This window comes from Aquimarina megaterium XH134, assembly GCF_000520975.1.
In the GTDB taxonomy this organism is placed as follows: domain Bacteria; phylum Bacteroidota; class Bacteroidia; order Flavobacteriales; family Flavobacteriaceae; genus Aquimarina; species Aquimarina megaterium.
The window spans coordinates 57640-66631 of record NZ_JACB01000055.1 but is presented as its reverse complement, the minus strand read 5'-3'; the positions used below and the strand labels follow the sequence as shown (position 1 = coordinate 66631).

Below are 8992 nucleotides of genomic sequence, written 5' to 3'. Positions count from 1 at the left end.
TTTTATGTATCATCCATTCTAGTTGCCCATTAACACTTCGAAACTCATCATCAGCCCATTTTTCAATCGACTTAAAGGTTTCTGGGTCTATTCTAAGAACAAATGATTTTTTCTTACTCATAAATTACGAATGTAATGTGCCAGTATTAATTACTGGTGTTGCTTCTTTATCACCGCACAAGACAACCATCAGATTACTCACCATAGATGCTTTCTTATCGTCATCAAAATCTATGATATCATCTGCAGATAATTTGGTTAAAGCATCTTCTACCATACCAACAGCTCCTTCAACTATTTTTTTACGCGCTGCTACGATAGCTACTGCTTGTTGTCTTTTTAACATTGAGCTTGCTATTTCTGGGGCATATGCCAGGTATCCAATTCTGGCCTCAAGAACTTCTATTCCTGCAATGGCCAAACGCTCTGTTATTTCATTTTCTAAAGCTTCATTTACTTCATCCATACCAGATAACAATGTTACCTCCTGTTGTCCATCAGCAAAATTATCATAAGGATAAGAGCCCGCAAGTTTTCTTACGGCTGCATCTGTCTGTACTCTTACAAACTCTTCGTATTGATCAACATCAAAAGCTGCTTTATATGTATCTGATACCTTCCACACCAAAATTACATTAATCAAAATTGGATTACCAATTTTATCATTCACTTTTACACGTTCGCTATAGAAGTTTCTGGCCCTCAAAGAAATTCTTTGCCTGGTATAAAAAGGATTTGCCCAAAAGAAACCATTATTCTTTACTGTTCCTTTATACGCCCCGAATAACACCATTACTTTAGAACTATTAGGGTTTACAATAAAAAAACCTTTAATGATAAACAATATTACCATTATAAGAATTATAAATAAGGGGTTTTCACTTAGAAGCAAACCAGTAACCATAGCCATTACAACTAATAAAAGTAAACCTAACATTAGATAACCACTACTTGCTTTTATATTTTTTTCGTATTTCATAATAATATCATTTTGATATCACAATAATACAAATATTTTTTTAATATTCTTAGAAATGACTAAAAATTAACTATTTAAAGTGATCAAAATACCTTTGTTGAGTTATTTCATTTTAGACTTGAATTAAAAAACAAAAACACTCTTTACTTTAAAGAGTGTTTTTGAAACATTAACTAACTAAATCTCAAATCAATCAAATCATGAAATCTCAATCAACCTTTTTGGTTGTACTTTTGCTTCCTCTTTTTTAGGAAGTTTTACCAATAGCACTCCGTTTTCGTATGAAGCTCCTATTTTGTTACCGTTTACTGCTTCTGGTAAGCTAAATGAACGTTTAAATGCATTGTATCCAAATTCTTTTCGCGTGTACTTTCCTTTTTCATCTTTAGTTTCTTTTTCTGATGTGCTCTCTGAAGAAATAGTAAGAACATCGTTATTCAGTTCAATACTAAAGTCTTCTTTAGTAAGTCCTGGCGCAGCTAATTCTACAACAAAATCTTCATCTGTTTCTTTAACATTAACTGCTGGAGTATTTACCCCAATTTTATTAATATTAGATGTTCCACCAAGCCAATCGGTAGTAAAGAAATCATCAAAAAGGAAAGGTAATCTGTCTGTTTTTTTTAGTAAACTCATTGTATATTTTTTTAAGGTTATTCAAAATTTCAATTACAATGAGTATATAGCAATTTGGGTTCCGTTTTAATTTTAACGACATTTTGTCATTAAATCATATTCAGTTAATGACATTTTGTCAAAATATCCTTTTGTAAGAGTGACAAAACATCTTAAATATTAAAAACCCGAAAGGATTTTCTTTCGGGTTTTTAGCATGAGAGCACAGCATCTTAATTATAGATGAGTCATCTCTATATTTTTAGAATATTGGTTTGATTGCTTAAATAGGTTTCAAAACCAGTACACACATAAGCTTACTATGTTAATTATAAAAACGTGTGAAAATAGAGATCAATTCCTTTGGCGGAATAATCTTATTAGGGTATTCATTCATTTTTTCAAGAACTGTATCAATGGCTTCTAGCCTAAGCCCCATATGTAATCCTATTTCTTTTATCTTATGAATTTCTAATTGAGAAGTTTCCTGATCTATATTCATGAGCAGCACCAATCTATGAAATTGAAGAATTCTTTGTGATTCGGGTTGCAAGTTCTTTTTTTCTCCCCCTTCTTCTATCAAAGTATCCACCTCTTCTTTTGTTATCTTAAGTTGCGATGCAATGACCAGGATAAAATTATATTCTTGTTCTTTAAATTTTTTATCTGCTTTAGCAAACTGTATCATTTCAGAAAGCAAACTCAATTTCTCTTCTTTACTATACATAAACCAATTACTTTTTGTCGAAAATAGTAATTTTCAACTAAACTCGTACAACATTTTTCACACTCAACTTCTCATTTTAATCCCATTATCAATTCAAAAAAATATACCTTTGCAGTATGGGTTTAACAAATAATGATATTTTTAAAAAATTAAGGGTTGCACATAAATTACGCGATGATGATATTGTAAAAATCTGTGCATTGGTAGATTTTAAAGTAACTAAAAGCGAATTAGGTGCATTTTTCAGAAATGAAAATCATCCAAAATACATGGAATGTGGTGATCAAATACTACGCAATTTCTTAAATGGGCTAATTATTCATCTTAGAGGTCCGATGCCCGAAAAAAAGAAAGACACTACAAAAAATAAGAACACCAACTAACGTTTTTTACTTCAAAATAAATGCTTAATTTGGTTGAGACCAATATTTTTTACTCAACAATTATTCAACTTAAGTATCTATGCTTACTGCAGCCGAAAAACAATTATTTAGAGAAGAACTTTTTTGTCATTTAGACGGAATTGCTGTAGCGCCTGTCGCTTATTCTCTTTATAAAAATAATATTACCGATTATTTAATTAACAATAAAGAAACATCAGTTTCACAAATTGCAGCATCTCATAAGACCAATGAAGGATATCTAAATGTCGCTTTGCGAATACTAAGTGCTCAAGGTTGGCTGGATTACAAAGTAAATAAAGATAATGTAATCATAAAAACCAATACACTTTCTGAATTGGCTTTTAATCATTTTCATCTATATGAAGACGTGGTCAATCTATTGGAATATTCTGGTAAATTTCATCCTAGAAAATTTGAATTAGAGCCTTTTCATAAACTAGAACAGTTATTTAAAAAATATCAAAACCGCTTTAGCCTACCTTCTGAAAAAGATAGCACAATTACTCAAATCCAAGATCAAATCCTTAAGCATATTGAAGGTATTTTAGTCGGCCCAACTACAGTACATTTGGGTATGGGCGGAATGTTTCATAAATATTTTATGGAAGCATCTTTTAGCGCAGATGAATACCACAAGTTTCCTGATAGCTTTAACACTATCCTTACATTCTTAAGCTATCTGGGCTGGTTTAGCAAATCAAATGGTAACTATACTTTTACCAATAAAGGATTATTTTTTGCAAAAAGGGCTTCTGCCTATGGTGTTACTGTTTCGTACATCCCCATGTTTCGACAAATGGATGCTTTATTATTTGGTGATCCCAATGTACTATGGAATACCCAGGGCGATACCGAAATACACGTAGATCGAGAAATGAATGTATGGGGAAGCGGAGGAGCACACACTACCTATTTCAAAAAGATTGATGAAATCATTATTAGCCTGTTTAACAAGCCTCTGGATGAGCAACCTAAAGGAATTCTGGATATGGGATGTGGTAATGGTGCTTTTTTAATTCACCTCTTTGAAGTTATTGAATCCAAAACACTTCGCGGTGAACACTTAGATGATTACCCTTTGTTTTTGGTTGGTGCAGATTATAATAAAGCAGCTTTAAAAGTTACCAGAGCTAATTTAATTCAGGCAGACATATGGGCCAAAGTTATCTGGGGAGATATTAGCGATCCTGATTTATTAGAAAAAGACCTAAAAGAAAACTATACTATAGCACTAAAAGATTTATTATCGGTAAGAACATTCCTAGATCACAATAGGATCTGGAGCGATCCCATTTCACAACTGAACACTCCTAGTGAATCTACTGGTGCATTTGCTTATCGAGGAAAACGATTGCTTAATAGCGATGTTGAAAGAAATTTAAAAGATCATTTTAAAAAATGGGGACCTCATATTGAAAAATTCGGGTTAATCGTCATAGAACTACATACGATATCTCCAGAATTAACGGCTAAAAACCTTGGCAAAACTGCAGCTACTGCCTATGATGCTACGCATGGATTTTCTGATCAGTATATTTTAGAGATCGATTCTTTTTTAAAAGTAATTGAGGAAGTAGGGTTAAAAAGTGATGACAAATACTTTTCTAAGTTTCCGAATTCTGATCTGGCAACAGTAAGTATTAATTATATTATTGGAAAATGATACCCTGTTAAGGAGCCGTACTATTGAAAAATAAAAAAATCCCGGCTGATGATTTCCGGGACTTTTTATGCATTCACATGTTTTACAATCTTATTCTTCTACGATACGTACGGGCATCTTGAATACTTTAGCTTCAGAACCATATTGTGTTCCTACTTTTTTATAATTTAATCGACTCTTAATAAAACCATCTAAATTTTCACTTTTAGAATCAACAGATAATACTACGATTTCACCTTTACTATTTAAAGTAAATGTTACGTAGGCGGTTAATTCTTTTTTAATTTTAAAAGATGGCTTCTTTAATAACGTTCTAATCTCTTTATTAAGAGCGTTTTCTATTTTTGTTGGATTAGTACTCGCACTTGCGATACTACTTACTGCGAAGGCAACTGCCAAAAGTAATACATTCAATTTTTTCATGATCTATTCGTTTTTATTGATTTATACTTATAAGACCATTGATTATCCAAATTTGTTACACTAAGAATAAATTTTTAACACAGATTAACAAATTGATTAAATGCAATTAACATAGAAATCCCCTAAAAAAGGCGCTTCCCAGCTCTTGTGTTAATTTCTTGTAAGCTGAGTAATTATATCTTTGTGTTTTGAAAATTGCTGAATTAAGTCTTTTCTTTCTGCCAATTCAAAATCATCGAAATCAAAACCTGGTGATACTGTACACCCTACTAAAGAATAGCTATTTTCTTTTTTTACACTAGAAGCAAACCAGCAACCGGCAGGAACTACCAATTGAGGTAGCTCTCCTTCTTCTAAATTCATACCTACAGAATAACGATGATATTCTCCTTCTAAATCGATAACATGCACAAACAAAGAAGCTCCTTCATAATAATGCCATATTTCATCCTGATTGATTTTATGAAACGCCGAAAAATTGTCTGAGGTAAGAAGAAAGTAAATAGCAGTACAATAATTACGTTCTCCGCTATATTTCTCACCCAAAGCATGTTGAGAAATAACACCTTCGCTTCTATAGGTTTCTTTATAAAATCCACCTTCGGGATGTGGGTTCATATCTAATTTCTGAACTATTTTTTCTATCCTTGTATTCATGGCATTTATATTTTAGGCGTTTTTTATAAAAAAAAGAAGCGACCTATTGATGATCGCTTCTAATATATACTAAAATCTAATTAGTTATTATGCTAATACTGCCTGTACTTTATCAGCAGCTTCCTGAAACTGCACTGCACTTTGTACATCTAATCCACTATTGTCAATTAGTTCTTTTGCAATATCGGCATTAGTACCTTGCAAACGAACTATAATTGGCACATTAATCGCATCACCCATATTTTTATATGCATCTACAACTCCTTGTGCTACTCGATCACAACGAACGATACCACCAAAAATATTGATTAAAATTGCTTTTACATTTGGATCTTTAAGGATGATTCTAAATGCTGTTTCTACACGTTTTGCATCAGCAGTACCTCCTACATCAAGGAAATTTGCCGGCTCTCCTCCTGCTTGCTTAATCAAATCCATTGTAGCCATTGCAAGACCAGCACCATTTACCATACATCCAACATTTCCATCAAGGTCAACATAATTAAGTCCTACTTCTTTTGCTTCAACCTCGATTGCATTTTCCTCTCTGATATCACGCATATCTACATAGTTCTTATGACGGTATAATGCATTATCATCCAAAGTCACCTTGGCATCTACTGCCATAATTTTATCATCACTTGTTTTAAGAACAGGGTTTATCTCGAATAAAGATGCATCTGATTTAACATAAGCTGTATATAATGACATTACAAATTTGGTCATTTCTTTAAAAGCAGTTCCGCTTAATCCCAAATTGAAAGCAACACGTCTTGCCTGAAAAGGAAGTAACCCAACAGCTGGGTCGATTTCTTCTGTAAAAATTAAGTGAGGAGTTTCTTCTGCTACAGTTTCGATATCCATACCACCTTCTGTAGAATACATAATCATGTTACGTCCAGAAGTACGATTTAGCAATACCGACATATAAAATTCATTCGGTTCGCTATCCCCAGGATAATATACATCTTCTGCAACTAATACCTGGTGAACTTTCTTACCTTCTGCCGAAGTTTGAGGTGTAATCAAATTCATTCCTATGATTTGTTCTGCCACCTCTTCTACTTCCTTAAGGTTTTTAGCAAGTTTTACTCCACCACCTTTTCCTCGTCCACCGGCGTGAACTTGCGCTTTAATTACATACCATTCTGTTCCGGTCTCTGTAGTAAGTTGTTTTGCCGCAGCTACAGCTTCGTTTGCATTCTGTGCTACAATACCGCGCTGTATACGCACGCCAAAGCTATTTAATATCTCTTTACCCTGATACTCGTGTAAGTTCATACTATTATTTTTTTGCCTTTTTTAGGAGTTCCAAAAATAGGAAAAGTGAAGTTATTGTGCCAATCTTTTTATAGTAAAAAAAACTAACCCTTTTTTATACCTTAGTCCATTAAAAAAGTGCGTAAATACAGGTAAAGATCACTTCTTATTCATTACAGTTTAAAATCCTCAAAATCTAAAGGGTCGAAATTTTTAAAATGGCCATTCATTTTGATCGCTTTTTTGGCATTATTCATTTCTCTCACCACAGGGATTGTTTTTTTAAGATGACTAATCAAATATTTTAGCCTTTCTACCTCATTCCGAAGTTTCAATAAATGATATTCCTGATGTAAAGCCAATCCTATTTTATGTGCTACCTGATAACTAACAAAGGGAATATCAAATACAGGAGGGTTATCTATCGTTAATTCTACATATAGAATAGCTATATTTTTAAGCAATTCTTCCTGCAACTCTTCTTCACTGCTATCATTATCCTTAAGAAATTCTACCTCTCCTCCTGCGTATAGCTTACCAGGGAATTGCTGATAAAAGTTTGTGATTCTAAAAATTCTTGTCCCTTCGCATATCACATCACTCTCTCCTCCCGGGTATTTCTGAGCTATTTTTTGAAGTTTTACCTCTGTACCATATTCTAATTTTTCATCAACATACGTAGGTATACCAAATAAAATCCCTTCTTCTTCACAATCATTAATTAATTGCTGATACCTTTTTTCAAAAATATGTAAAGACAATCGCTCCTTAGGATAAACAACGGTTTGTAATGGAAAAAGAGGTAACATATTTTTTTTATTAAATGTACTAATTAAGACTGTTTATATTCCTTAAACACAAGTTAAAAATCTTAATTTTTCTTATGCATTATATTTTTTCTTTTCAAGACACAGATATCTCTAATTTTATTGATAATTTCGTAGGCTTAAATTTGTGACACAATGGAAAATGAAAATTTATTAGCAATTGCAAATGAGTTTGGGAGTCCAGTTTATGTATATGACTCCTCAAAAATTATCTCACAGTATGATCGTCTTTCTGATGCTTTTAAGAAAGTCAAACGGTTAAAACTTAATTATGCAGTCAAGGCACTGTCTAATATTGCTATTTTAAAGTTGATGAATTCATTAGGAGCCGGACTAGACACTGTTTCTGTTCAAGAAGTAGAACTAGGGCTAAAGGCTGGTGTCAAACCAAGTAATATTGTTTTTACTCCTAACGGGGTTTCTCTTGAAGAAATAGAAGAAGTTTCTGCCTTGGGCGTACAAATAAACATTGATAACCTTTCTATCCTGGAGCAGTTCGGCACAAAACACCCTAATGTCCCAGTATGCATCCGTATGAATCCTCATGTTATGGCAGGAGGAAACAGTAAAATATCGGTAGGACATATAGATAGTAAATTTGGAATATCAATTCATCAAATACCACATATCCTTAGGATTGTAGAAAACACAGGAATGCGTATTAATGGAATACATATGCATACCGGTAGTGATATTCTGGATATTGAAGTATTTCTACGTGCTTGCGAAATACTTTTTGAAACTGCCATGAATTTCAAAAATCTTGATTTTATTGATTTTGGAAGCGGATTTAAAGTACCTTATAAATTAGGTGATATTGAAACTAATATTGAAGAGTTTGGTAGTAAGATGACTAAACGTTTTAATACTTTTTGCAAAGAATATGGTAAAGAACTAACACTAGGTTTTGAACCTGGTAAATTTCTGGTGAGTGAAGCGGGATACTTTTTGGCTAAAGTAAATGTAATCAAACAAACTACATCTACTGTTTTTGCCGGAATTGATAGTGGTTTTAATCACTTCATTCGACCGATGTTCTACAATTCTCATCATGAGATTATCAATATTTCTAATCCAAAAGGAAGAGAACGATTTTATTCGGTAGTTGGATATATTTGCGAAACAGATACTTTTGCTACAAATAGAAGGATTTCTGAAATTAATGAAGGTGATACCATTGCTTTTAAAAATGCAGGTGCTTATTGTTTTTCTATGTCTAGTAATTACAATTCTCGTTATCGCCCTGCAGAAGTATTATGGCATGAAGGAAAAGCACATCTGATTCGTAAGCGCGAAACATTTGATGATCTTACAAGAAATCAAGTGGATATCGATGTCTTTTCTAAAGTTGTTGAAACGACATAATAGCACTTAAACAGATATACAAAAAGCGTCAGATAAAAACCTGACGCTTTTTAATTTTATAACTGTTAACTG

General features: G+C 32.8%; 10 protein-coding genes. 3 read left to right on the top strand and 7 right to left on the bottom strand.

The window, feature by feature from the left end; translation table 11 throughout:
* Nucleotides 1–124 precede the first annotated feature (124 nt).
* The 3 genes from Z053_RS0124235 to Z053_RS0124225 form a co-directional block, all read right to left on the bottom strand.
* A complete protein-coding gene (locus tag Z053_RS0124235; RefSeq protein ID WP_025667554.1) occupies nucleotides 125–979 on the bottom strand; it encodes an SPFH domain-containing protein in 855 nt (284 codons plus the stop codon).
* 198 nt (nucleotides 980–1177) lie between these two features.
* Nucleotides 1178–1615 (bottom strand): Hsp20/alpha crystallin family protein, encoded by a 438-nt coding sequence (locus Z053_RS0124230; protein ID WP_025667553.1) that lies wholly within the window; start codon nucleotides 1613–1615, stop codon nucleotides 1178–1180.
* Nucleotides 1616–1919: 304 nt separating this feature from the next.
* Nucleotides 1920–2321: a hypothetical protein gene (locus Z053_RS0124225; RefSeq protein WP_025667552.1), complete on the bottom strand. Its 402-nt coding sequence runs from the start codon at nucleotides 2319–2321 to the stop codon at nucleotides 1920–1922.
* A 116-nt stretch (nucleotides 2322–2437) separates the two neighbouring features.
* On the opposite strand from Z053_RS0124225, the gene Z053_RS0124220 reads away from it, so the two are divergent.
* Nucleotides 2438–2704, top strand: coding sequence for a DUF1456 family protein (locus tag Z053_RS0124220; RefSeq protein WP_025667551.1), 267 nt, complete (start codon nucleotides 2438–2440; stop codon nucleotides 2702–2704).
* Nucleotides 2705–2783: 79 nt separating this feature from the next.
* The gene (locus tag Z053_RS0124215) at nucleotides 2784–4388 is read left to right on the top strand and encodes a class I SAM-dependent methyltransferase (RefSeq protein WP_025667550.1); all 1605 of its coding nucleotides are present in this window, start codon (nucleotides 2784–2786) and stop codon (nucleotides 4386–4388) included.
* 90 nt (nucleotides 4389–4478) lie between these two features.
* Here Z053_RS0124215 and Z053_RS0124210 read toward each other — a convergent pair whose 3' ends face one another.
* From Z053_RS0124210 to Z053_RS0124195, 4 genes are all read right to left on the bottom strand, one after another.
* Complete coding sequence (locus tag Z053_RS0124210) at nucleotides 4479–4811, bottom strand: hypothetical protein (RefSeq protein ID WP_025667549.1); 333 nt, start codon at nucleotides 4809–4811, stop codon at nucleotides 4479–4481.
* 150 nt (nucleotides 4812–4961) lie between these two features.
* Complete coding sequence (locus Z053_RS0124205) at nucleotides 4962–5468, bottom strand: cupin domain-containing protein (protein WP_025667548.1); 507 nt, start codon at nucleotides 5466–5468, stop codon at nucleotides 4962–4964.
* 87 nt (nucleotides 5469–5555) lie between these two features.
* A complete protein-coding gene (gene sucC, locus Z053_RS0124200) occupies nucleotides 5556–6749 on the bottom strand; it encodes an ADP-forming succinate--CoA ligase subunit beta (RefSeq protein WP_025667547.1) in 1194 nt (397 codons plus the stop codon).
* A 152-nt stretch (nucleotides 6750–6901) separates the two neighbouring features.
* On the bottom strand, nucleotides 6902–7537 hold the full coding sequence (locus tag Z053_RS0124195; RefSeq protein WP_025667546.1) for an LON peptidase substrate-binding domain-containing protein: 636 nt from the start codon (nucleotides 7535–7537) through the stop codon (nucleotides 6902–6904).
* A gap of 153 nt (nucleotides 7538–7690) precedes the next feature.
* On the opposite strand from Z053_RS0124195, the gene lysA reads away from it, so the two are divergent.
* Entirely contained in the window at nucleotides 7691–8920 is a 1230-nt protein-coding gene (lysA, locus tag Z053_RS0124190; RefSeq protein ID WP_025667545.1) for a diaminopimelate decarboxylase, read from the top strand.
* Nucleotides 8921–8992 lie beyond the last annotated feature (72 nt).